Origin of the sequence: Sphingobacterium litopenaei, from assembly GCF_014692495.1 — a bacterium.
In the GTDB taxonomy this organism is placed as follows: domain Bacteria; phylum Bacteroidota; class Bacteroidia; order Sphingobacteriales; family Sphingobacteriaceae; genus Sphingobacterium; species Sphingobacterium litopenaei.
The window spans coordinates 21,101-46,080 of record NZ_JACOIJ010000027.1 but is presented as its reverse complement, the minus strand read 5'-3'; the positions used below and the strand labels follow the sequence as shown (position 1 = coordinate 46,080).

General features: G+C 35.7%; 24 protein-coding genes. 12 read left to right on the top strand and 12 right to left on the bottom strand.

Going from position 1 to position 24,980, the window contains the following annotated elements:
* Positions 1 to 154 precede the first annotated feature (154 nt).
* Positions 155 to 1,861 carry a lysine--tRNA ligase gene (gene lysS / locus H8B04_RS12955; RefSeq protein WP_206366890.1) on the bottom strand — a complete coding sequence of 569 codons (1,707 nt, stop codon included), beginning with the start codon at positions 1,859 to 1,861 and terminating at the stop codon, positions 155 to 157.
* A 226-nt stretch (positions 1,862 to 2,087) separates the two neighbouring features.
* Here lysS and H8B04_RS12950 point away from each other — a divergent pair, with 226 nt between their 5' ends.
* The 6 genes from H8B04_RS12950 (at position 2,088) to H8B04_RS12925 (ending at position 7,015) form a co-directional block, all read left to right on the top strand.
* Positions 2,088 to 2,336 carry a type B 50S ribosomal protein L31 gene (locus tag H8B04_RS12950; RefSeq protein WP_090973296.1) on the top strand — a complete coding sequence of 83 codons (249 nt, stop codon included), beginning with the start codon at positions 2,088 to 2,090 and terminating at the stop codon, positions 2,334 to 2,336.
* A 70-nt stretch (positions 2,337 to 2,406) separates the two neighbouring features.
* Positions 2,407 to 3,594 carry a putative sugar nucleotidyl transferase gene (locus H8B04_RS12945; protein ID WP_165291812.1) on the top strand — a complete coding sequence of 396 codons (1,188 nt, stop codon included), beginning with the start codon at positions 2,407 to 2,409 and terminating at the stop codon, positions 3,592 to 3,594.
* Between the two features lie 21 nt (positions 3,595 to 3,615).
* A complete protein-coding gene (gene tpiA, locus H8B04_RS12940) occupies positions 3,616 to 4,383 on the top strand; it encodes a triose-phosphate isomerase (protein WP_165291811.1) in 768 nt (255 codons plus the stop codon).
* Between the two features lie 8 nt (positions 4,384 to 4,391).
* Positions 4,392 to 5,231: a 50S ribosomal protein L11 methyltransferase gene (prmA, locus tag H8B04_RS12935; RefSeq protein ID WP_165291810.1), complete on the top strand. Its 840-nt coding sequence runs from the start codon at positions 4,392 to 4,394 to the stop codon at positions 5,229 to 5,231.
* Positions 5,232 to 5,237: 6 nt separating this feature from the next.
* The gene (locus H8B04_RS12930) at positions 5,238 to 6,623 is read left to right on the top strand and encodes a Mur ligase domain-containing protein (RefSeq protein WP_190302615.1); all 1,386 of its coding nucleotides are present in this window, start codon (positions 5,238 to 5,240) and stop codon (positions 6,621 to 6,623) included.
* A gap of 62 nt (positions 6,624 to 6,685) precedes the next feature.
* The gene (locus tag H8B04_RS12925; RefSeq protein ID WP_165291808.1) at positions 6,686 to 7,015 is read left to right on the top strand and encodes a helix-turn-helix domain-containing protein; all 330 of its coding nucleotides are present in this window, start codon (positions 6,686 to 6,688) and stop codon (positions 7,013 to 7,015) included.
* Between the two features lie 74 nt (positions 7,016 to 7,089).
* Here the strand turns inward: H8B04_RS12925 and H8B04_RS12920 are convergent, their stop codons facing one another.
* The 6 genes from H8B04_RS12920 to H8B04_RS12895 all read right to left on the bottom strand — a co-directional run bounded on the left by H8B04_RS12920 (position 7,090) and on the right by H8B04_RS12895 (position 12,173).
* Positions 7,090 to 7,251, bottom strand: coding sequence for a hypothetical protein (locus H8B04_RS12920; protein WP_165291781.1), 162 nt, complete (start codon positions 7,249 to 7,251; stop codon positions 7,090 to 7,092).
* 133 nt (positions 7,252 to 7,384) lie between these two features.
* Positions 7,385 to 7,945 carry an SMC-Scp complex subunit ScpB gene (scpB, locus tag H8B04_RS12915; RefSeq protein WP_190302614.1) on the bottom strand — a complete coding sequence of 187 codons (561 nt, stop codon included), beginning with the start codon at positions 7,943 to 7,945 and terminating at the stop codon, positions 7,385 to 7,387.
* Positions 7,946 to 9,070 (bottom strand): cyclic dehypoxanthinyl futalosine synthase, encoded by a 1,125-nt coding sequence (gene mqnC / locus H8B04_RS12910; protein WP_165291806.1) that lies wholly within the window; start codon positions 9,068 to 9,070, stop codon positions 7,946 to 7,948.
* A 330-nt stretch (positions 9,071 to 9,400) separates the two neighbouring features.
* A complete protein-coding gene (locus tag H8B04_RS12905) occupies positions 9,401 to 10,600 on the bottom strand; it encodes a pyridoxal phosphate-dependent aminotransferase (protein WP_165291805.1) in 1,200 nt (399 codons plus the stop codon).
* Positions 10,601 to 10,696: 96 nt separating this feature from the next.
* The gene (locus tag H8B04_RS12900) at positions 10,697 to 11,068 is read right to left on the bottom strand and encodes a DUF1573 domain-containing protein (RefSeq protein WP_165291804.1); all 372 of its coding nucleotides are present in this window, start codon (positions 11,066 to 11,068) and stop codon (positions 10,697 to 10,699) included.
* A 139-nt stretch (positions 11,069 to 11,207) separates the two neighbouring features.
* Positions 11,208 to 12,173 carry a KpsF/GutQ family sugar-phosphate isomerase gene (locus H8B04_RS12895; RefSeq protein ID WP_165291803.1) on the bottom strand — a complete coding sequence of 322 codons (966 nt, stop codon included), beginning with the start codon at positions 12,171 to 12,173 and terminating at the stop codon, positions 11,208 to 11,210.
* A 96-nt stretch (positions 12,174 to 12,269) separates the two neighbouring features.
* Here H8B04_RS12895 and recQ point away from each other — a divergent pair, with 96 nt between their 5' ends.
* The 5 genes from recQ to H8B04_RS12870 all read left to right on the top strand — a co-directional run bounded on the left by recQ (position 12,270) and on the right by H8B04_RS12870 (position 19,251).
* Positions 12,270 to 14,459: a DNA helicase RecQ gene (recQ, locus tag H8B04_RS12890; protein ID WP_165291802.1), complete on the top strand. Its 2,190-nt coding sequence runs from the start codon at positions 12,270 to 12,272 to the stop codon at positions 14,457 to 14,459.
* 8 nt (positions 14,460 to 14,467) lie between these two features.
* The gene (gene kdsA / locus H8B04_RS12885; protein WP_165291801.1) at positions 14,468 to 15,283 is read left to right on the top strand and encodes a 3-deoxy-8-phosphooctulonate synthase; all 816 of its coding nucleotides are present in this window, start codon (positions 14,468 to 14,470) and stop codon (positions 15,281 to 15,283) included.
* A gap of 194 nt (positions 15,284 to 15,477) precedes the next feature.
* On the top strand, positions 15,478 to 16,962 hold the full coding sequence (locus tag H8B04_RS12880) for an alanine/glycine:cation symporter family protein (protein ID WP_165291800.1): 1,485 nt from the start codon (positions 15,478 to 15,480) through the stop codon (positions 16,960 to 16,962).
* Positions 16,963 to 16,984: 22 nt separating this feature from the next.
* On the top strand, positions 16,985 to 18,307 hold the full coding sequence (locus H8B04_RS12875; protein WP_165291799.1) for a Na+/H+ antiporter NhaC family protein: 1,323 nt from the start codon (positions 16,985 to 16,987) through the stop codon (positions 18,305 to 18,307).
* Between the two features lie 14 nt (positions 18,308 to 18,321).
* Complete coding sequence (locus H8B04_RS12870) at positions 18,322 to 19,251, top strand: ketopantoate reductase family protein (protein ID WP_165291798.1); 930 nt, start codon at positions 18,322 to 18,324, stop codon at positions 19,249 to 19,251.
* A 250-nt stretch (positions 19,252 to 19,501) separates the two neighbouring features.
* Here the strand turns inward: H8B04_RS12870 and H8B04_RS12865 are convergent, their stop codons facing one another.
* Together H8B04_RS12865 and H8B04_RS12860 are read right to left on the bottom strand one after the other, a co-directional pair.
* Positions 19,502 to 20,578: a Gfo/Idh/MocA family protein gene (locus tag H8B04_RS12865; RefSeq protein WP_223815420.1), complete on the bottom strand. Its 1,077-nt coding sequence runs from the start codon at positions 20,576 to 20,578 to the stop codon at positions 19,502 to 19,504.
* A 131-nt stretch (positions 20,579 to 20,709) separates the two neighbouring features.
* On the bottom strand, positions 20,710 to 21,642 hold the full coding sequence (locus H8B04_RS12860) for a DUF389 domain-containing protein (protein ID WP_165291796.1): 933 nt from the start codon (positions 21,640 to 21,642) through the stop codon (positions 20,710 to 20,712).
* Positions 21,643 to 21,732: 90 nt separating this feature from the next.
* Between H8B04_RS12860 and H8B04_RS12855 the strand changes: the two genes are divergently transcribed.
* On the top strand, positions 21,733 to 21,972 hold the full coding sequence (locus H8B04_RS12855) for a hypothetical protein (RefSeq protein WP_165291795.1): 240 nt from the start codon (positions 21,733 to 21,735) through the stop codon (positions 21,970 to 21,972).
* Between the two features lie 244 nt (positions 21,973 to 22,216).
* Here H8B04_RS12855 and H8B04_RS12850 read toward each other — a convergent pair whose 3' ends face one another.
* The 3 genes from H8B04_RS12850 to purH all read right to left on the bottom strand — a co-directional run bounded on the left by H8B04_RS12850 (position 22,217) and on the right by purH (position 24,980).
* Positions 22,217 to 22,669 (bottom strand): carboxymuconolactone decarboxylase family protein, encoded by a 453-nt coding sequence (locus H8B04_RS12850; protein WP_165291794.1) that lies wholly within the window; start codon positions 22,667 to 22,669, stop codon positions 22,217 to 22,219.
* Positions 22,670 to 22,735: 66 nt separating this feature from the next.
* Complete coding sequence (locus H8B04_RS12845; RefSeq protein WP_165291793.1) at positions 22,736 to 23,311, bottom strand: Crp/Fnr family transcriptional regulator; 576 nt, start codon at positions 23,309 to 23,311, stop codon at positions 22,736 to 22,738.
* A 142-nt stretch (positions 23,312 to 23,453) separates the two neighbouring features.
* Positions 23,454 to 24,980, bottom strand: a complete 1,527-nt coding sequence (purH, locus tag H8B04_RS12840; RefSeq protein ID WP_190302612.1) for a bifunctional phosphoribosylaminoimidazolecarboxamide formyltransferase/IMP cyclohydrolase — start codon at positions 24,978 to 24,980, stop codon at positions 23,454 to 23,456.

Sequence of the window (24,980 nt, the reverse complement as noted above, 5' to 3'; positions counted from 1 at the left end):
AACTTACAATAAGGACAACTAATAAACAATCTTCCAGAAATCCCTAAAACAAAAATGACTGAGTAAGCTTAATACTATACTCAGTCATTTTTTTAAGTCTCTTAAAAAAATAGAAACTTTTTCAGTGTCCTCGTTTTAAACCAACCCTTTCTTTTTATTTAGTTGTGATGAATTTGTTGTCACCATCTACTGTTATATTTATCAAATCTTTCTGACGTAAGCCTTTTGTTGCTGTATCCCATTTTTTACCCGATAAACCTGATTTTTCTTTAGCCTCTGCTAAAGTTTGGTTTTCTTCTGACAAGATACTTAATACTGTTTTCTCATCTTCTGAAAGTTCAATTATTTGCTCATTTTTCTCAGGGCGCATTTGCGGGAAGAATAATACTTCTTGAATAGAGGCATTGTTCGTCAAGAACATAATTAATCTGTCCATACCAATACCTAAACCAGAAGTAGGAGGCATACCATATTCCAAAGCTCTCAAGAAATCTTGGTCAATGAACATTGCTTCGTCATCGCCCTTTTCCGAAAGTTTTAATTGGTCTTCGAAACGCTCACGTTGGTCAATAGGGTCGTTCAACTCCGAATAAGCATTTGCAATCTCCTTACCACATACCATTAATTCAAAACGCTCTGTCAATTCGGGATTGTCGCGGTGTTTTTTAGTCAATGGGGACATTTCAATAGGGTAATCTGTAATGAAAGTCGGTTGAATGAAGTTTCCTTCACATTTCTCCCCAAAGATTTCATCGATCAATTTACCTTTACCCATAGTATCGTTCACTTCGATACCCATTCCTTTAGCTGCTTCGCGAATTTCAGCTTCTGATTTTCCTGTGATATCAAAACCTGTGAATTGCTTGATTGCGTCAGCCATAGTAACACGAGGGTAAGGTGCTTTAAAGTCAATATCATGTTCACCAAAAGTAGCTTTCGTCGTACCGTTTACAGCAAGGGCACAATGTTCTAATAAGCGTTCAGTGAAGTCCATCATCCAGTTGTAGTCTTTATAAGCTACATAAATTTCCATTGCTGTAAATTCTGGATTATGTGTACGATCCATGCCTTCATTACGGAAGTTTTTCGAAAACTCATATACACCATCAAAACCACCTACGATAAGGCGTTTTAGATAAAGCTCATTTGCAATACGTAAGTACAACGGAATATCTAATGCGTTGTGGTGTGTGATGAAAGGACGTGCCGCTGCACCACCTGGAATGGCTTGCAATACTGGTGTTTCTACTTCCATATAGCCTGCATCATTGAAGAATTGACGCATTGCGTTGAACAATTTTGTACGCTTTACGAAAATATCTCTGTTTTGAGTATTCACGATTAAATCAACATAGCGCATTCTATATCTTTGCTCAGGATCCGTGAAGGCATCAAAAGTCTTTCCTTCAGCTTCTTTTACTACAGGAAGAGGACGTAAAGATTTAGTTAGAACAGTTAATTTTTGAGTATGAATTGAGATTTCACCAGTTTGTGTAGTGAAAACATACCCTTCAATCCCAATAATATCACCGATATCCAATAATTTTTTGAATACTGTATTGTAAAATGTTTTATCTTCTGTAGGACAAAGATCATCACGTTTTACATATGCCTGGATACGACCTGTAGAATCTTGAAGCTCAATAAAAGAAGCATTACCCATGATTCTGCGGCTCATAATGCGACCTGCAATACGGATATTCTTATAGTTGATTTTATCTCTTTCGTAATTTTCTAGTATATCTGCCGCAGTTACATTAACCTTGTACTCATCAGCAGGATAAGGATTTATGCCTAGGTCGATGATACCTTGTAGGTTTTGTCTACGTTGTAGTTCCTGTTCGGATAGTGAAATACTCATGTTTTTATCTTTTTTCAAATAATGAGCAAAAGTAAGAAAAAGTGAAGATAAATTAGATTTTAATATGTATTATATGCTAAAATAAAGTAACTTTGTCCATTATTTCATTTCGTGCTCTGACACGAAAAATAATGAGGAATGTTGATAAATATTATTTTGGAATTCATTTTAAAATAAGTTATCTTTGCACCTCAAATGTTAGCATATATAGTAATCATAAGATAAAATGAAAAAAGATTTACATCCATCAAACTACAGATTAGTTGTATTCAAAGATATGTCAAATGACTATGCTTTCTTAACTAAATCATGTGTAGATACAAAAGAAACAATTACTTGGGAAGATGGTAACGAATATCCATTAGTGAAATTAGAGATTTCTCACACTTCACACCCATTCTATACAGGTAAAATGAAATTGGTTGATACTGCAGGTCGTATCGATAAATTCCGTAGCCGTTACAACAAGAAGTAATTATAATTTAACGATTATATATTCCAAAAATCCCGATAAGTATTTATCGGGATTTTTGTATTTTTAGCGAATGAGTATTTCCCTTGTCTTATTCGATCGGTTTGAGGGCAGAAACCATTTGTTGCCATTGGTAGCCACTCGACCTATTGGAAATCTGCGTGTAGGTGCTTTTACATTAGATCAGAAATGGTCCCATATTTTCGAAACAGAGGATGTATCTTATTTGACAGAAGATTATCTTTCTTCGAAATTTCCCTTAAATAATTCTTCTGAATTTGTCCTTCTCATAAAAGCTTCTGTATTGCCCAATAGCGGGCTGGTGCGAGCTTTGAAAAATCTTAAAGCCAATGAGAAGTTGGTGGATGCGAATGGAGAATGGATTGCTTTATTGACACAAACTCGGTCAAAAGAAGAACTTTTATTGAACTTACATTCTTCGGGAAATAAAATTGTAAGTTATTTAGATTCTTATGATGCCTTACTATATGTAGAAGATATTTTTACCTATAATGCCTCTCAAATTGAGTATGATGCTCAATTTATTTTTCAAGAGAAAAATGGAAATACCCTAGAGAACCATTTATATATTGCCGATTCAGCGCAAGTAGCTCCCGATGTTGTATTGAATACCAGTAGAGGTCCCATTCTGATTTTGGATAATGCGGTCCTTGAGTCTCATAATGTCATCCATGGACCTACAATAATCGGAAAGAATGTTCGTGTTAAATCTGGTACTATTATCTATCCTAATGTAACTGTAGGAGATAATTCAACAGTATGTGGAGAGTTAAATAATGTGGTTATTTGGGGAAATTCGGCGAAAGGACATTACGGGTATTTAGGGTGCGCAGTGATAGGTGATGGATGTAATTTAGGTGCTGGAACGTTAAATTCGAATCTCAAAAATGATTGGAGTGAAATCAAAGTATATGACTATGTAGGCAATAATTTCCGGAATACGGGGTTATTAAAATGTGGTGTCTTTATTGGAGATCACAGTATGTTGGCTATTTCTTCCAAATTAAATACAGGAACTATAATTGGAGTAGGCGCACAGGTCGCAATGTCAAATTTTATTCCCAAATTTGTGCCTGATTTTTCATGGCTGACGGATGACAAGTCGGAAAGTTATATCTTTACACGATTTATGGATATGCTATCACGTAAAGCGGAGATTAAGAAAGAGGCTATTACAAACAAGGATAAGGAAATATTAGAGTATATTTACAAGCAAACAAAACAAATTAGAAATTATTAATCAACCTTAATATATAAAACTATGCGAAAAAAGATTGTTGCAGGAAACTGGAAAATGAATTTGAATTATGAAGAAGGGGTAAGCCTTTTTTCAGAAATTGTAAACATGGCAAAAGACGAAGTGGTGGGTAACCAAGAGGTTATCGTATGTACTCCGTTTATCCATTTGTCTACTGTAGCTAAATTATCAGAAAACGTTAAAAATGTAAATATCGGTTCTCAGAATATTCATCAAGCTGAATCCGGAGCTTATACGGGTGAGGTGTCTGCGTCTCAGGTGAAGTCTGTAGGTGTAGAATATGTTATTTTAGGTCACTCTGAACGCAGAGCTTATTTCGGAGAAACGGATGCATTATTAGCTGAAAAAACAAATGCTGCATTAAAACATGATTTGAAACCTATTTTCTGTATAGGTGAAACGAAAGAAGAGCGCGAATCAGGTAAATTCTTTGATATAATCAAAACTCAATTGGTAGATGGAGTGTTTCATTTGGGTAAAGAAGAGTTCGCAAAAGTTGTTTTAGCGTATGAGCCAGTTTGGGCTATCGGTACAGGTTTGACTGCAAGTCCTGAGCAAGCTCAAGAAGTACACGCTTTTATCCGTGAAACTATTGCTAATCAATATGATGCTGAAACGGCAGAAAATACTACTATTCTTTATGGTGGTAGCTGTAATCCTTCAAATGCACCAACTTTATTCTCTCAAAAGGATATTGATGGCGGTTTGATCGGTGGTGCTTCTTTGAAATCAAGAGATTTCTTGGAAATTGTAAAAGTATTTAATGCATAATTATAATAATGAAATATACTGCGGTTAACTTTGTGAGTACGGATATTCAAGATTGGCAGAAGGATTTGTTAATAGCTGAATTGGCCGATATTGGTTTTGATACATTTGAAGATACAGAAGAAGGGTTTGCGGGCTATGTTCCAAGTGCTAACTTTGATATTCAAGCTTTAGAAACATTACTTCTTTCTCAAGTAATAGATTATCATTTGGATTATCAAATCAATGATGTCAAAGAAGAAAATTGGAATGCGTTGTGGGAAAGTAATTTTAATGCTATTGTCGTTGACGAAACTTGTTATGTACGTGCAACCTTTCATGATAGTAAACCTTCGTATATATATGAAATAGTTATAGATCCTAAGATGTCGTTTGGTACGGGGCATCACCAGACGACATCTATGATGTTATCCTACATTTTGGAAAATAATTTTCAAGATAAAAAAGTGCTTGATATGGGCTGTGGGACAGGTATTTTGGCTATTTTAGCTTCTAAAAAAGGAGCAAAGTCAATCTTGGCCGTAGACTATGATAATATTTGTGTTGATAGTGTCAAAGAAAATTCCGATATTAATGGTATCACTAACATATTATCTTTATTAGGTTCTAAGGAGGTAATTACGGGGCAGAAGTTTGATACCATATTAGCCAATATAAATAGAAACATTTTACTGGATCAAATGTCCACTTACGCAAATAGTTTGAATGCAGACGGCGAACTGTATTTAAGTGGGTTTTACGAACAGGAAGACCTCCCCATTATAAGGAAATGTTGTGAAGATCTATCTCTAACTTATGTGAATCACAAAGTTACGGATAAGTGGTGTGCAGCAAAGTTTATCAAAAAGTAATACAATATGCGCATTCACTTTATAGCGATAGGAGGTAGCGTCATGCATAATCTTGCAATAAGTTTAGCAAGATTAGGCCATCAGGTATCTGGTTCTGATGATCAGATCGTGGAGCCTTCTAAATCTAATCTTCGTGAAGCAGGATTGTACCCAAGTAAAATTGGATGGAATCCAGATAATATTACAGAAGAGTTGGATGCAATAATACTAGGGAAACACGCTGAAGCGGATAATTCCGAGTTATTGAAAGCGCAAGAGTTAGGAATTAAGATTTATTCTTTTCCGGAATTTGTTTACGAGCAATCGAAAAATAAGATTCGTGTCGTAATAGCAGGCACTTTTGGCAAGACTACTATTGTAAGTATGATCATGCATGTGCTTAAACATCTAGGAAAAGAATTTGATTACGTAGTGGGGGCACAACTAGAAGGGTTTGAGTCTTTAATAAAGCTTACTTCTTCTGCTCCAATTGTGTTAATAGAAGGTGATGAATATTATGCCTCTTCGATTGATGAGCATTCAAAATTTCATTACTATCATCCCAATATCGCATTGATAAGTAATGTAGTATGGGATGAATATAAAACTGAAGTGTCTGAAGAGGTTTATTTTCAGCAATTCAAAGAGTTCATTGATACTATAGTTTCAAAAGGTACATTGGTATATAATAAAGAAGATGCTAATGTCGTAAAGATTGTAGGGGATACGAAAGATTGTAAAATTAATAGGCATGGTTACAAGATGCCAAATTATACTATTAATAAAGGAATTACTTATATAGAGGTAGGTGATGAGCAAATTCCCTTACAAATTATTGGTAAGCAAAATCTTTCTAATATTGCTGGCGCTTATACTGTATGTGAATGGTTAGGTATCAAAAGAGCTGAATTCTACGAGAGTATAAGTAGTTTCAAAAGTTCTATTAGGTATTTAGAGTTTGTAAAAAGTGATGGACAATCCGTTGTTTATCAGGATTTTGCGCATACTCCAACAAAGTTAAGGAGTAGTATACATGCTGTGAAGGAGCAATTTTCTAATGAGAAATTGTTAACGGTAATTGAGTTAAACCCTTATGATATATTGAAGGACGATAAATTACAATTATATCGTAACAGTATGAGCGAATCTGATCGCGCAATTGTATATGTAAATAAAAATAGTATAAAAGAAAAAAATATAGTATTAGATAATGTAATTAGTGAGATTTTTTCCACATTCAATCATAATAATATGACTATTATTACAAATATTGAAGAGTTGAATAATTTTTTGGAAAAATTTGAAAGTCAAGGGTTTAATCTCTTGTTTATGAGTTCGGATAATAATATTGGAGTAAATGTATTGAGTTTTTCGGATAAATTTTTGTCCAAAAAAGTCAAGAAATTTGAATAGATAGTTTTTAATTTAATAAATTATTTTTAACTTGCACGTTAAATAATAAAAACATTTACCAAATGAATACTTTAGGGAAAAAAATTAGATTATTAAGACACCAAAAAGGTTGGAGTCAAGAAGATGTAGCAAAACGATTGGATATTTCGATTCCTGCGTTTTCAAAAATTGAAACAGGTATCACTGATGTGAATCTATCAAGATTAAATCAGATTGCTAAACTTTTCAATTTGTCATTAGTTCAATTGTTATCTACTTCAGATGCAAATGAAGAGAAAGAAAAATTTGAAGAAATCAATGAATTGAACCAAAGATTGCAAGTACGTGAGGCTGAGGTTATCGACTTACAAAAGAAGGTAATCGACTTGTATGAGCAATTACACAAAAAATAATACCTTTATAAGGGCAATTTTTATTAATAAAATTGCCCTTATTTTTGGCTAGACTGTTATTCGGTTTCTAAATCCTAGAAATCTTCATCGTCGTCATCAAAGTCATCGTACCCTCCAATAGAATCGATGTCGATATTGAAATCATCATCATCGAAATCATCTTCTTCATCTTCCGGACCGTTGAAATTGATTAAATTCTCATCAATCTCCAACTTTTCGATAGTTTCGTTCATCATAGCAATACTTACTTTCAATTGATTATTATATCGTAAAATTATATAAGAAAACCTAAACTAAAAATTTTTTTTAAAAAATATATTACTGATAATCAGGTTGTTATTTTTTAAAAATATAATGAAATGTGAGAAATTATTCTATGATTTCACCTATGCTATTCTCTTCATTTATGATATCTTTTAGCTGAGGCAAGTCTTTTACCGAATTAATTCCGAAGTGATTCATGAAAGTCTCACTGGTAGCATATAATAATGGTTTTCCAATTGTCTCTGCTTTACCTACAATTTTAATTAGGTCTTTCTCTAATAGCCTTTGAATAGAATAGTCACAATTGACTCCTCTAATCTGTTCAACCTCTAATTTTGTAATAGGCTGTCTGTAGGCAATGATGGCCAACGTTTCTAATCCAGATTGACTTAGCTTTTTGCGATCACGATGCGCCTGCATTTGATTGATGACATCATGATAACTTTCTTTTGTCAAGAAAACATATTTGTTATTGAAAGTCTTTAATGAAAAAACTTGATCTTCACTGTCATATTTTGACTTAATCTGATCAATAAATTTTAGAACTTCGTCTTTATTAATGTTTATTAATAGCCCATCCTGCAAAATATGTTTAATATCATTTGCCGATAAACCGTCTTCTGACGCAAAAATTAAAGCTTCAATATTAAGTAATATATCTTTCACTTAGTAATTAATTACTTGTTCAACCATAGACTCTGGTAATTCTCTGAATTCGTATTTCTGGGTACGCAATTGAGGTTCAAAACCAGCTTCTCGAATAGCATCTTGAATAGATTTTGAAGTAAATCGGTGAGGTGCTCCAGCGGCGGATACTACATTTTCCTCAATCATAATAGAACCGAAATCATTCGCACCGCTGTGTAAACATAATTGGGCTACGGCTTTACCAACGGTCAACCAAGATGCTTGAATGTTTTTGATATTTGGCAACATGATGCGACTTAGAGCGATCATACGTATGTATTCATCACCTGTAACGTTATTGGAAATACCACGAAGACGTTTCAATAAGGTGCCGTCATCTTGGAATGGCCACGGTATAAACGCAATGAAACCGTGATGTCCTTCAGGTTTTTCAGATTGTACCTCACGAATCCATACCAAATGCTCAAACCGTTCTTCAATTGTCTCGATATGACCAAACATCATAGTAGCAGAAGTAGGAAGATTGATTTTGTGCGCAGCACGCATAACATCTAACCATTCCTGACCGCCACATTTTCCTTTTGATATCAAACGACGTACACGGTCATTCAATATTTCAGCACCTGCACCTGGAAGAGAGTCTAATCCTGCTTCTTTAAGTTTCGTTAATACCTCAATATGTGACATGCCTTCTAATTTTGCTACGTGCGCAATCTCAGGAGGCCCTAATGAATGTAATTTAAGGGTAGGATATAGCTCTTTTAGTTGACGGAATAATGTTGCGTAAAATTCTAATCCTAAATCCGGATGGTGTCCCCCTTGTAACAACAACTGATCACCGCCGTATTTGAAAGTCTCTTCTATCTTTTGTTTATAAGTCTCAATATCTGTGATATAGCTTTCTTCGTGACCAGGACGACGGAAGAAATTACAGAATTTGCAGTTCGCAATACACACGTTTGTTGTGTTGACATTTCGGTCTATTTGCCAAGTAACTTTTCCATGAGGAACTTGAATCTTTCTTAACTCATTAGCTACGTACGCTAAATCCGCTGTAGATGCATTGTGGTATAAAAAAATACCTTCTTCTTTGGTCAGAAACTCAAATCCTAATGCACGTTCTAGTAAATTTTCTACATTCATTACTAACAAAGATACTGATGATTTTTTAGTATGAGAAAGGAAAAAAGTATATAGAATTAAAACTTAGTTTATCTTTTTTTAGCATCTATATCTTTAGCAATTTGTATAAGGACAAATCCCGCTATGGCAACTAAGAACCAACTCATGAAACAATATTTAGTCAGCTCAGAAAGAAAGCTGGAAGAAATGCGAGTAGTAAAACCATATACTCCCGCAAAAAATAGGGGAATACTTAGTATTAGGAGGGAAATGCCAAATTTTCTCATAAATGCTAAAAGGGGCTGATACAACCCCTTTTAGATAAATATACAAAATTCTTTTGCTAAAATATTATAATTTTCTTCCGGGATAAACTTCTAAAGCTTTTTCCAAACACACTAAAGCTTTTTTCAAGTCGTCTTGGTTAAGAACATAGGCTAAACGTACTTCATTAGTTCCTGCCCCTTCAGTGCTGTAGAAACCTGTAGCTGGAGCCATCATGACTGTTTCGTTCTCGTAAGAGAAAGATTCTAGTATCCATTGACAGAATTTGTCAGCATTATCTATAGGAAGTTTGGCTACCACATAAAAAGCACCTCCTGGATTTGGACAGAAAACGCCTTCAATAGCGTTAAGGCCATTTACTAAAGTGTTACGTCTTGCTGTGTATTCTTTAGAAACTGCTTCAAAGTAGGAATCGGGGGTATCAACTGCTGCTTCGCCAGCGATTTGACCTTCTAAAGAAGGAGATAAGCGGGCTTGAGCAAATTTTAAAGCTGTTTGGTATAATTCTTTATTTTTGGTGATTAAACAACCAATACGAGCACCACACGCAGAATAACGCTTAGAAACGGTGTCAAATACTACGACATGATTTTCTAAACCTTTTAAGTGCATAGGAGAGATGAAATCTTTGCCATCATAGCAAAATTCACGGTAAGCTTCGTCAGAGAATAAGAATAAGTCGTATTTCAAACATAACTCTTTCAGAGCTTCCATTTCTTCACGAGAGTAAAGATAGCCCGTAGGGTTGTTTGGATTACATATTGCAATAGCTCTTGTTTTGTCTGTAATAACTTTCTCGAAATCTGCAATTGAAGGTAAAGCAAAACCATTTTCAATGTAAGACATGATAGGTTTTACCACGATGTCAGAAGAGCAAGCAAAACCATTGTAATTCGCATAGAAAGGTTCTGGAATAATAACTTCTTCTCCTGGATTAAGACAGGCTTGCATCGCGATGGTAATAGCTTCAGAACCGCCGTTAGTAACCAAGATATCAGTAGGCTCAATATTATAGTTTATTTTATTATAATATTCAGTCAGTTTTTTGCGGTAAGAAGCTGTTCCTTCTGAAGGAGTATATGCCCAAACTTTGAAGTCAATGTTTTTTAAAGCATTAAGCATGACTTCTGGAGTTTCAATATCAGGCTGACCTATATTCAAATGGTAAATCTTTTTACCTTCTTTTTTAGCTTGATCAGCGTAAGGTGTTAGTTTTCTAATAGGAGATGCAGGCATGTCGATGCCTTTTTGTGAAATTTTTGGCATATTATTGAGTTATTATTTCGGCTACAAATATAGCTAAAAACAAAGCCCTATCAAATGAATTTTGATAGGGCTTTGTTTTAATTGCAATGCTTATTACTATTCTACGTTACCTTTAATTGTAAGCGTTTTCACTGGTGTTTTAGTGTTTGATTTTACAATGAAAGATTTTGTAAAAGGACCTTTTGCAGCTGCGTTATAAGTAACTTTAATTTTGCCTGTATCGCCTGGCTTCACAGGAGTTTTGGAAAAATCAGCTACTGAACAACCGCATGATGGCGCTACTTCTGCTATAATAATAGGCGCTTTACCTGCATTTGTAAACGTGAATTCATAAGATGCGGGTTTGTTGTAAGGAATAGTTCCAAAATCATGAGATTCAGTTTCAAACTTGAATTCTCCTACTTGCATCATAGCTGTTAACGTAATAAATGCAATAACTGCAGTTGCTATACTTAATACCTTTTTCATTTTATTTCTGTCTTAACCTTTACTGTCTGTTTCTGTTTAATAATCAATTTTAATCAATTATTTTGCCAAATTAAAACTTTGCGCGTTTTAAAATTCATTAACCACAATAATTTTACACGAATCAAAAGGTGATTCTGTACTAAATAATGCCTTCTTTCAATAAATCTTGAATGTGAATAATGCCAGCGTATTTACCATCGGAAACGACCACCAGCTGAGAAATATTATTATCTTTCATTTTATGGAAAGCATTGATAGCCAATTCACCTTCTTCGATTTGTTTTGGATTCGCGCTCATAATATCTTTAGCTGTAAGTTTGGCTGTGTCTTCATGGTTTTCCAACATTCGACGAATATCCCCATCGGTAATGATACCAATGATTTGGTCGTCTTCCATAACTACAGTAGCTCCTAGTCTGAATTTAGTAATGGTGATAATAGTGGTACGGACATTATCTGTCGCTAATACTGTAGGTTTACCATTATTGGTTGATAAGTCGCTTACTTTTAAGTATAACTGTTTTCCTAAAGCACCGCCTGGATGATATTTAGCGAAATCTCTATCCGTAAATTGTCTCAATGTTTGTAAACAAACTGCCAAGGCATCGCCCATAGCCAGTTGAGCTGTAGTGCTCGTGGTAGGTGCTAAGTTGTTTGGACAAGCTTCTCGTTCGACAGTGGTGTCTAAGACGTAGTCAGCTTGTTGTGCCAGGAAAGAATTTAAATTTCCCACAATGGCAACAAGTTTATTTTTGGCTTGCTTTAAAAATGGAATAAGCACTTTAATTTCGGGTGTGTTACCACTTTTTGAAATAACGATGATTAAATCATCTTCCTGGATAATGCCTAAGTCTCCATGAATAGCGTCTGCCGCATGCATGAAAATTGAAGGTGTTCCCGTTGAATTGAGCGTGGCTACAATTTTTTGTGCAATAATAGCGCTTTTTCCAATACCCGATACAATAACACGTCCTTTTAAATTCAATATATTATTGACAACTTCTGCAAAGTCATCTGTAATTTTTTTCGTCAAGGCTTCTAGCGCTTTAGCTTCTAATTGCAGTACTTCTATAGCCTCTTTTTTTATTTCTGAATTGCTTTTCACGGAAAATCTCCTTATTTTTATTCTACAATTGACAAAAATAAAGTATTTAATTTTTAGATGGGTCAATAGTCTACTTATATTTTTGTAAAGGCGCTGATGGAAATAGAAAAATCATTGTACGATAATCTTCAGGAATTCTTTGGTTTTGATGCATTTAAGGGAGATCAAGAAGCGATAATCACTAACATACTTAATAAAAAAGATACTTTTGTTATTATGCCTACTGGAGGAGGAAAGTCGATATGTTATCAACTTCCTGCTTTGATGAGTGCTGGTACTGCTATCGTAATATCACCTTTGATAGCTTTGATGAAAAATCAGGTGGATCAATTACGTGCATTTGGCGGTCGAGATAGCATCGCGCATTTCCTTAACTCATCGTTGACCAAAGGAGAAATAACGCGTGTAAAAGCGGACGTTACTTCAGGACAAACCAAACTTCTGTATGTGGCACCCGAATCTTTGACCAAGGAAGATAATATTGCATTCTTGCAATCTATTAGCGTTTCTTTTGTTGCCGTAGATGAGGCGCACTGTATTTCCGAATGGGGCCATGACTTTCGTCCCGAGTACCGTAAGATCCGAACTATCCTCAATGAAATAGGGGATAATATTCCAATTATAGCACTTACGGCTACCGCTACCCCAAAAGTTCAATCTGATATTCGTAAGAATTTGCAGATGACGGATGCAACATTGTTCAAATCTTCGTTTAACCGTTCGAATCTTTACTATGAGGTAAGACCTAAAAAGAATGTTGTAAAGGAGATTGTGAAGTTTATTCGTAACAATGTGGGTAAGACAGGGATTATCTATTGCCTAAGTCGCAAAAAAGTAGAAGAAATAGCGGAGGTACTAAATATCAACGGCATCAAAGCATTACCTTATCATGCGGGATTAGATGCGAAGACTAGAGCAGAGACCCAAGATAAATTCTTGATGGAAGATGTTCAGGTTATTGTAGCAACTATTGCTTTCGGGATGGGAATTGATAAACCAGACGTGCGTTATGTCATCCACCACGATATTCCAAAATCGATGGAAGGGTACTACCAGGAAACTGGGCGTGCAGGTAGAGACGGCGGTGAAGGTCATTGTTTATCTTTCTATTCGAAGAAAGATGTTGATAAGCTAATTAAATTCATGAAAGACAAACCAGTTTCAGAACGAGAAATTGGTACGCAGATATTAAAAGAAGTAATAGATTATTCTGAATCTTCAGTATGCCGTCGAAAACAAATTTTGCACTATTTTGGTGAGAAATTTGACGAAACAGGTTGTAATAGCATGTGTGACAATTGTCGCTCGACAAAAACACATTTCGAAGCAGAAGAAGATTTAGTGAAGGTATTGAACTTTATTAAAGAAGAAGGGGATAAGTTCGATGACCAACATATTATCAATGTGTTCATAGGACAGAATAATCAACCTGTTTCGGCTTACAAGCATGATGAACATGCGCTTTTTGGTTATGGTAAAGACAAAGGTGTTAACTACTGGAATTCTTTAATTAGACAGGCTGAACTGTCTGATTTTGTGAAGAAAGACATAGATCACTATGGTTTGTTGGTGCTGACAGAAGAAGGTCGTAAATATTTGAGTAATCCTTATGCCCTTAAGTTCATTTTAAATAAGGAAATGGAAGCTGGTGATGAGGAGGATGGTGATGAAGCTGGGCAAGCGTCTGGTGCATTGGATACTGAATTGTTGAAAATGCTTAAAGACTTGCGTAAGAAAATTGCCAAGCAAAAATCTTTACCTCCTTTTGTAATCTTCCAAGATCCTTCGTTGGATGAAATGTGTACACATTATCCAGTGAGTATTGAGGAATTAAAACAAATCCATGGCGTAGGAGCAGGTAAGGCCTTGAAGTTTGGTGCACCTTTCGTACAATTAATCAAACAGTACGTAGAAGACAACAATATTGAAAGAGCCCAGGACTTAGTAGTAAAGAGTACAGCGAATAAGTCTGCTTTGAAAGTAAGTATAATCCAAAATATTGACCGTAAGATTGCGTTGGATGATATAGCAGGCTCAAAAGGAATAAGTTATGAGGATTTACTTAAAGAAGTAGAATCGATAGTTTATTCGGGCACAAAAATCAATATTGGGTATTTTGTAGATGAAATGATCGACCAAGACAGACAAGATGAGGTCTTTGATTATTTCAGATCGGCGGAAGAAGATTCTATCAAAACTGCATTAAAAGAGTTGGGTGAGGAAGATTACACCTACGAAGACATCCAATTGATGCGTATTAAATTTATCTCAGAATTAGGAAATTAAGATTAAAAATGATAAATAACTATTTACCTGGTATTAAGAACGGATCATCGAATCAATTCTTTTTGATGGCAGGACCTTGTGCGATTGAAGGTGAGGAAATCGCATTGCGTATAGCAGAAAAAATCGTAACCATTACTGATAAATTAAACATTCCATATATTTTCAAAGGTTCTTATCGTAAGGCTAACCGTTCTCGCGTAGATTCATTTACTGGAATTGGCGACGAGAAAGCATTAAAGATATTAGAAAAGGTTGGTAAAGAATTTGGAGTTCCTACAGTAACTGACATCCACGAAAGTCACGAAGCGGCGATGGCTGCAGCTTATGTGGATGTTTTGCAGATACCAGCTTTCTTGTGTAGACAAACTGAGCTTTTGGTTGCAGCAGCTAACACAGGTAAGGTAGTAAACATTAAAAAAGGACAGTTCCTTTCTGCAGAGTCGATGAAATTTGCGGTTGATAAAGTAAAAGATTCGGGTAATGATAAAGTTTTCTTGACTGACAGAGGTAATACTTTTGGCTACCAAGATTTAATTGTTGATTTCAGAGGTTTGCCGGTGATGCGTTCATTTGGTGTGCCTACTGTGATGGACTGTACACACTCTTTACAACAACCGAATCAAACTTCGGGTGTAACTGGAGGAAAGCCAGAATTGATTGAAACTATCGCTAAAGCTGCAATTGCGGTAGGCGCAGATGGATTATTTATCGAAACACACCCTGATCCTGCAAATGCAAAATCTGATGGCGCAAATATGCTTCACTTAGATTTGTTGGAAGATTTGTTGACAAAACTGACGCGTGTACGTCAGTCTATATTATAATAGCCTAAAAGGATAAGGGAGTTGCAATTAAGAATTGCAGCTCCTTTGTTTTTTTATTCGCTGTAGAGAGAAATACAGTTTGTGTTTTTTAGGACTTGAATATTTTTAGAAGCGTATTTTTTGAAATTATACTTCACATTTCTCAAAAAAATCTGTTATTTAGAACCATTAATTAAATTATTAACACCTTTTGGATGGAAAATATAATATCAACAATATCTGGATATGTCTGGAGTGAAATTTTTATCTATTTATGTTTAGGAACAGGTCTATATTTTTCAATTAGAACTGGTTTTCTTCAAATAAGATATCTAAAAGACATGATTAGATTGCTTTTTGCTAAGAATCAATCTGATCATGGAATTTCATCATTTCAGGCTTTTGCCTTAGCGATTTCGGGTCGTGTAGGTACAGGAAATATTGTTGGTGTAGCAACGGCTATTTATATGGGTGGTCCAGGTGCTATTTTCTGGATGTGGGTGATTGCATTTTTAGGTTCTGCGTCTGCGTTTATTGAATCATCGCTGGCACAAGTCTATAAGCAAAAAGAAGGTGATATCTTTAGAGGTGGCCCAGCTTATTATATTGAAAAAGGTTTAGGTGTAAAATGGTACGCTTTTCTTTTCGCTATAATTACAATTTTGAGTACGGGATTTTTACTACCAGGTGTCCAAAGTAATGCAATCAATGGAACTATAACTAATGCTTTTAGCTATTCTAATGAGATAATCCATTTTGCGGGGACAGACTGGACAGTAAGTTATGTAGGTTTAGTTGTAGTAGCATTATTAGCTGTTATAATAATTGGTGGAGTAAAACGTTTAGGTCAAGTTTCAGAATTTGTTGTTCCATTTATGGCTGGAGCCTATATTTTGATGGCAATAATTATAATTGCTTTGAATTTTACCCAACTTCCAACTGTATTTTCGATGATATTTTCATCCGCATTTAGTCTTGATGCCACCTTTGGTGGAATAGTAGGAACAGCGATTGCTTGGGGGGTAAAAAGAGGAATTTATTCAAACGAAGCAGGTCAAGGTACTGGTCCTCACGCTGCAGCGGCGGCACACGTGAACCATCCTGCTCAACAGGGACTTGTACAAGCATTCTCGGTTTATGTGGATACCTTATTTGTGTGTACAGCAACGGCATTAATGATTTTGTTCACGAATCAATTTAATGTGGTTGGTGAATTTAATGCGAAAGGTGAAGCTGTAAGTTTCCTAGCACATTATGTACCTGATATGGGCGTAGAAGGGTTTACACAGGCAGCAGTAGCACATCATTTTCCTGCTATCGGTAATCAATTTGTCGCTATAGCCTTATTCTTTTTTGCGTTCACTACGATTATGGCTTATTACTATTTTGCAGAAACTAATATTGCTTATATTTTCAAGGGAAAAAAGAATAATTTTGTTATTTGGATTTTGCGTGTGGTGTTTTTATTTTCCGTTTATTATGGAACTATTAAGACGGCAAAACAAGCTTGGGATTTGGGTGATATCGGTGTAGGTTTAATGGCTTGGGTAAATATTATTGCAATTTTACTCTTGAGTAAAGTGGGCATGAAAGTATGGAAGGATTACGTTGCTCAACGTAAGCAAGGTATTGAAGATCCAACATTTGATCCTAAGAAATTGGGAATTAAGAATGCAGATTTTTGGGGAGAGAATAAATAAAAGTTTTTAGAAGATATATTATATGAGCCAGGAAAATAGAGCAGGTAACTTTTGGGCATTATTGCCGTTAATCATTTTTATCATTATTTATTTTTCTGGCTCTCTTTATATAGGTGATTTTTATGCACTGCCTGTTTTGGTGGTATTTATTATTTCACTTTTCGTTGCTTTCTTTCAATACCCAAAGAAAAGCTTTGAAGAGAAATTAAAAAGCTTTGCTAAAGGTTCAGGCGATGAGAATATTCTCATCATGATCTTGATTTTCTTATTAGCTGGAGCATTTAGCGAATTATCTAAGTCCATTGGTTCACTCTCTTCGACCGTGAATTTAGCCATGACTTACGTATCTCCTCAGTTTATTATAGCTGGAATCTTCTTAATTTCCTGCTTTATATCCGTTTCATTGGGAACGTCGGTAGGAACTATTGTTGCTTTAGCACCTTTAGCAGTAGGTTTCGAAACGTATATCTCCGGTATTTCCGCCATAGCGCTCGCTGCGGTGGTGGGAGGAGCTATGTTTGGCGATAACCTTTCCTTTATTTCCGATACGACTATAGCTGCAACAAGGACTCAAAATGTAGCTATGCATGAAAAATTCAAGGCTAATTTTAGGATTGTATTACCTGTAGCCATTCTTGTATTTATTATTTATTATTTTCAAGGTGCTTCTTTTGCAGAAAATGTAAAAGATTTGGAAGTGAAGGAATACGAGTTATTAAAAGTTGTCCCTTATATTTTGGTTTTTGTTTTGGCATTGGTTGGTGTTCAGGTAATTTGGACCTTGGGAATTGGTATTGTGGCAACGCTGATTATTGGCCTTCTGACAAATTCCATTAGTTTATTAGACTCTATCAAAAGTATCAATACAGGGTTTGCAGGTATGTTTGAATTAAGTTTGCTTTGTTTGATTATTGGTGGGGTGGTAGGAATCATCCGTTATAATGGCGGTATTGATTTTTTGCTTAATTCGGTCTTAAAGAAGATTAAAACCAAAAGAGGTGCAGAATTAGGCATTGCTTCGTTGACGGCTTTGGTCAATTTCGCGCTGGCAAATAACACGATTACAATTGTTATCGTAGGTCCTTTGGCCAAAGAAATATCGGATAAATTTGGTTTAGCGCCAAAACGTGTTGCTAGTATTTTGGATACGGTATCTTGTTTTGTCCAAGGTATATTGCCTTATGGGGCTCAAATATTAGCAGCTTTAGCTGCATCTTCCATTGTATTGGCAGGTACTACGCAGCCACCTACCGTTTCGCCAATCGAATTAATATCCTATTTATATTATCCATTTTTAACAGGAGTAGCGACTCTTGCTTTTATACTTTTCAGTAAGAATAAATAAGCATTATATCTGCCATGTCCAAAAATATCAAACACGTCTACGTATTTGGATTGGGTGCTATTGGAGCAAAATATGCATCCATGATTTATGATGTGAATCCCGAATCCGTGCATGTCATCGTAGATGAAACCCGTAAAGCTAAATATTCTAAAAATGGTGTGTATGTGAATGGTAAAAAGTATGATTTTGATTATGTCACTGTTCCTCCTAAAGATCACGATGTCGATTTATTGATTTTGGGTGTGAAGTCTTTGGATTTGGCAGAAGCTATTGATGGAATTCGTGATTTCGTACAGGAAAATACGGTTATTTTATCCTTGTTGAATGGTATTGGTACGACCAAAATCTTGAATACTCAATTGCCAAATAATCCTGCTATTTACAGTATTGTGTATATGGATGCTGTCAAGTCTGGCAATCATGTAACCTATGGTCATCGCGGTAAAGTCGTTTTTGGAGAAGCGAATAATGAAACAAAATCGAGTAGGATTTTGGCTTTAAGCACATTCTTTGAGACCATGGATATTGACCACGAAATTCCTGAAGATATGATTTTAGCTTTGTGGCGTAAGTTTTTGATTAATGTGGTAGGAAATCAGTTGACCTATATTATCAACGCTGGGTATGAAGCTTTGCAAGATAATCCGTATATCCTAAATTTGGTGCAAGCTGTAGGTGAGGAGGTCATAGCTATTGCCAATGCCCAAGGTATTGCTTTGGCACAATCGGATATAGATGCGATGATTACTACCATGCGCAAAATTGATCCTAAAGCTAAAACCTCGATGGTACAAGACCGCGAACAGCTTAGAGCATCCGAAGTCGAAATATTTGCTGGCGAAATCATTGAGCTTGGTCAGCAATTACAAATCCCAACACCTTATAACTTTATGCTCTATAACTTGATAAAAGGGTATGAATTTGAGCAATTCGAAAGGGAATAATAATTGCTATTCAACGAGAGTGGAGGATACGATAAAAACTTAAATACAACTATAAGGTTGATAGTCAAATATATGTAACAACTTTTGTTAAGCGAATAATGTCGCCTTAGTGAGTTGCCAATTGCAGGAATGTCGAGGCATTGTGGCAACTCGGTACAGCGACGAGCTTTTTTTGGTGACTTTTTGCGGGAAAAAGTCACTGCCTGCCCGGGATGAGGGCTTTAACATATATTATTAACTAGATTTGACGTTATTCAAGTTTTACTGTTTTCCCAGACCTAGCACTTCGAATTGCAGCATCTAATATTTCCATGACGACCATATTATTCTCTAATGATGAAAGGTAGTAAGGTTGTAATTTGACTTCGTTTTTGATTATTGCTGCGAAGTAATAGAACGGATTATGATAAGGCTTTTCGAATGTTTTTAATTCCATTTTTTCTTCTTTGAATCCATCATAGCCTTTGGACATCCTAATGCGTAAGTGATGACCATTATCTGCGTAGATGACCCCGTCATATCCGTATACTTCTACATCTTTGCGACCTATAGTCCAGTTCCAAGAGGGTTGAAGTACTGCATTGCAATTATTGTAAGATAAGACTATAGTCGCATCGTCATCAACCTTTGGGTTGTTTTCTTTTTGCAATTGTTGGGTTACAGCGGTGACCGAAATCGGCTTTTTACCTTGCATAAACCAAGTCATTAGATTAGCACCATAACAGCCAAAATCCGTAATTGCACCTCCACCATTTTGTACAGGATCGGTAAGCCAATCGAAAAATTCAGGGTCTAAATTTATTCGCGCAGGACCTTTGTGTCCGTCACGGATGATGACTTTTCTAATCTCTCCAATAGCATTGCTTTGCAATAAATCATACGTCTTTTGCATGGTCGGATACCAGGTAGTTTCGTAGTTGGTTAGCAAATGAATATTATGCTTTTTGGCCCATTGTTCCATTTTCTTTGCATGAGCCAAACTTACCGCTAAGGGCTTTTCCACCATGACATGAATTCCTTTGGGAGCACATTTTTCGACCACTTCCAAATGTTCGTACACCGTTCCAAAAGCCAATACAGCCTGCGGTTGATTTTGGACAAATAATTCATCCATGGACGAATAAACCAATTCCATCGGAAACTTATATTGCTTTGCAAATCTTTCGGCTAAGGCTTTATTGGGTTCTACTATTCCTACCACTTCATAAGCTTCGGTTTTTAAATTTCCCAATATCCAATGCACATGGGAGTGCGTTAATCCTACTATGCCATATTTGACTGGATTTTGTTGTGCTTTCAACGAAGTAAAAGTATATATGATAAACATAAGGATTACAGATAGCCTAAGCATGGGTATAAAAAGTTTATAATGTAATTTATTATTGTCTGAACCTAAAATAACAAAAGAATTTTACACTTCTTGCATACGATAATAGATGGTTCGACAATACCTATTTGCTAAATCTTCATATTTCGGTTCATCACGGTGTGTTTTTTAATAAGAAAAACCATAGCAGAGATACCAGCAATGATAAAAAATTCTAAGAACCACCTGCCGATAGCTTGAAGTCCCATGGCATAATTGCCTTGTACAAATGCCATCGTTGCGATACTTGCGGAAGTGATCAAAGCCAAGAGTACCATGACCCCGGCAGTAAGTAAAGTTCGGTTGGTAAGGATAAGAATAGTACCAATAATGGCAGCTAATACAGAAACCAATACACTTTCGGCGGTGATAGTCGTGAAGTAATCTACCAATTTATCTTGCGGAAGATATGATGATGAACCAATTAACACATTCGTGCCTGTAATCTTTAGACCGATAGCGGTAATTGTAGCTCCTATTAGCAAAGCGGCATAACCTGCAAATACATCTTTAAGCCCTTGTTTCCAAGTGGTATGTTTGTTTACTAAGCCTAATGAAATGCGAACAACGGCACCAAAACCGGGGGCGAGTAGGGAAGCACCGATGACGACATGAATGGCATTGGTCGCTAATCCCAATACAGCAATCATTCCCGACAGCACCATGGTCAACAAATTGTTGTATGTCATCTGACTTTGTTCATTTATCGTGGTCAAGGTTTCTTCCCAAATAGTTTGGCTACCGTCGGTGGTAATCGCCTCAGAATGTGTGTTGCTGAGCATACTCGATGACGTGGATGTAGACAATGAGTACTGCGGATTATTGAGTATACCCTCATCTTCTAGTACGACCATTATATTTCGGATTTCGTTGCTCAAGACATCCACAGATATAACATCACCTGCTGGAGTAAGGGATATACCTCTTTGTAGGCGGATACTTAAAATACCTTTTTCGGAAGCTATTTTTCCTATTATTCTTTCTGAGGTGTGGGATGGTGCGGTTATTTGGATAGTTCTCGGCATAAATATTTTTTATAGAGTAAAACAATTTTGCAATCTTTTCCGTTTAAAATATTTGACATTAGTAATGTATTAAAAAATTTTTATCACCACATGAATCATAATTTAAGAAGAGAATTTACCAAAGAAATTAATGGAAAAGAAGTATTATTTGAAGTGCAGTACGATCCAATGACACATAACTTCACCGTTACCGAAAATACCTTAGTTCAATACAAATTACTTTTTGATCCGACTACTCGGGTATGGACGACAACGGACGGACCTGAGCCCTCCATTCCTGTAGAGGAATTGGCTGCGGCAGTGCAACAAAGTTTTGGGGTGACGGTGTAGGAATAGTGCTTAAAGAAGTGCACTAACTTTTTAAGTTACTGTTCTTTTTACCAAATCTTGGGGAAAAGTAATTAATAAAGTTCCATTATTTTAAACTCTAATATAACTCACATACTAGTTTATTTTTGTGACTTTTAGAACTGAAAACTTATCTAGTGTGTAAATCTAAAATGTAAAAGTATTAGAATTATCCATTTTAAAAAGAATACACAGGCGATGACACCTGGGTGTTCTTTATTAATCTTTATACAAGACTTTGTCCTATTTGTAGGTGTGTGCTTAGCACAACCCTATTCCAAAGATTGATAGTAATTACAGCTGTTATAATATCTGCAATTTGAGATTCACTAAAAAACTGTATAGCCTTTGAATAGGTTTTATCCGATAATCCGTTTTGATGAATTAATGTAATCTCTTCAGTTATTGCCAATACTGCTTTTTCTTCTTCTGTAAAGATATTCTCCGCTTCTCTCCAGGCACTTAAAAGAAAAATACGCTGATTAGTTTCTCCATTTTTAATGGCGTCTTGAGTGTGAATATTGATACAATAGGCACAACCGTTAAGTTGTGAAGCTCGAATTTTAATTAGCTCTTTGATTGTATTGGATATAGAAGCCTTTGCAAGGTAAATTTCCAAACCAACCATAGCTTTTAGTGCACTTGGTGCAACTTCTTTAATGTTAAATCGTTTTTGCATTGTGTTATTCTTTTAATATGTTAGTACAAAATTGGAGAATAAGTAAATGAAAAAACTTAAACTAGTTTAAGAAAGAAGCTTCTTGCGTATTTCGCTTAGATATTCGGGAGTAAATCCTAAATAAGAAGCAATTAAGTATTGAGGAACACGTTGCACAAATTCAGGATGATTTCTTACGGCTTGTAAATAAAATTCTTCTTTTGAAAAAGAAAACAGAAATTTAATTCGTTTTTGAGCCGCTGCAAAAGCTCGTTGGTAAATAAACCGGAAATATCGTTCCATTACTGGATATTTGCTCAACAGCTCTTCTTGTTTTTCTTGAGTGATGTAAAGTACAGTTGACTTTTCTACTGCTTGAATATAAAATTCAGTAGAAACATGTTTTTCGTATGCAAAGTTATCAGTTATCCACCAGGTTTCTATAGCAAATTCCGTTGTTTGTTCCGTACCTTTCTCATTTATGTAAAACTTTCTTAGCAAGCCAGTCAAAACAAAATAATGATGTTTACAGATCTGTCCTTCCTTTAATAGAATTTCTTTTTTAGAAACATCTTTAGTATAAAAATAATTTTTAATTTCTTCAAACTCACTGTCAGAGACTTGCGCGAATTTGTTTATATGCTTTTTGAAGATTTCGAACATCTTTGTTTTTAGGATTTGATGTTAGAGAATACGCAACATCTGGTTTTTATAAATCCAATATACAAAATATCTCGCTATTCCATAAAAACAAAAAAAGCCCAATCTTACGATTGAGCTTTTCTGTATCCTAATAAAACTTAGCTTAGTGTTTGAAGTGACGCACGCCTGTCGTAACCATTGCAAGACCTTTTTCGTCAGCCATTTCGATAGATAATTTGTCTTTGATTGAACCACCTGGTTGCAATACTGCAGCGATTCCATTATCACCAGCGATTTCTACACAGTCAGGGAAAGGGAAGAACGCATCTGATGCCATAGAAGAACCTACTAAGTCAAAACCAAAAGCTTTTGCTTTTTCGATACCTTGTTTCAATGCATCTACACGTGAAGTTTGACCCACACCTGAAGCGATTAATGTACCGTTTTTCGCAAATACGATTGTATTAGATTTCGTATGTTTAACGATTTTGTTAGCGAAGTACAAGTCTTCTAATTGTGCAGCAGTAGGCGCAACTTTCGTTACGGTAGTCATTTGTTCAGGACCTTCTACTGTGTTGTCTTTATCTTGTAAGATTACACCGTTCAATAAAGTTTTGAACTGCTCAGTTGGCAATTTCACTTCTTTACGACGTAAGATGATTCTGTTTTTCTTTTCTGTCAAGATAGCGATAGCTTCTTCAGAATAGGAAGGTGCGATTAATACCTCGAAGAATAATTTGTTGATTTCAGCAGCAGTTTCTCTATCTACTTCACGGTTTGTAATCAATACACCACCGAAAGCAGAAACTGGGTCACATGCTAAAGCGTCGATCCAAGCTTGTTTTACAGTTTCGCGTGAAGCGACACCACAAGCGTTTGTATGTTTTAAGATAGCAAAAGTAGGCTCTTGGAACTCGTCGATAATAGCTACAGCCGCATCTACGTCTACCAAGTTGTTGTATGATAATTCTTTACCATTCAATTTGTCAAACATTGCGTCCAAATCACCGAAGAAAACACCTTTTTGGTGTGGGTTTTCACCGTAACGCAATACTTGTGCTTTTTGCTCTGATTGTTTGAATACTTCGATTGGTTCTTCTTGGTTGAAGTAATTGAAAATAGCTGTATCGTAGTGTGAAGATGTATTGAAAGCACGTTTCGCGAATGACTTACGTTGCTCTAATGTAGTAGCTCCTTCTTGCGCTGCTAAAATTTCTTCTAATTCTGTATAATCATTTTTCGAAGAAATAATCACTACATCGTTGAAGTTTTTAGCTGCTGCACGAATCAAAGAGATACCACCGATGTCTATTTTCTCAATAATGTCCTGCTCTGAAGCACCAGAAGCAACAGTTTCTTCGAATGGATATAAATCCACGATTACTAAGTCGATTTCTGGAATGTTATATTCGTCGATTTGTTTTTTGTCTTCTGCCAAAGGACGGCGAGAAAGGATACCACCAAATACATTTGGGTGTAATGTTTTTACACGACCACCTAAGATAGATGGGTAGCCAGTCAAATCTTCAACTCGCTCTACACCAATACCTAAGTCACGGATAAAAGCTTCCGTACCGCCTGTAGAGTAGAAAGTAACTCCGTACTTGTTTAATAGTTGAATAAGTGGGGCTAGATTGTCTTTGTAGTAGACAGAAACTAATGCGTTTTTAATCTTAACAGGATGATTCAT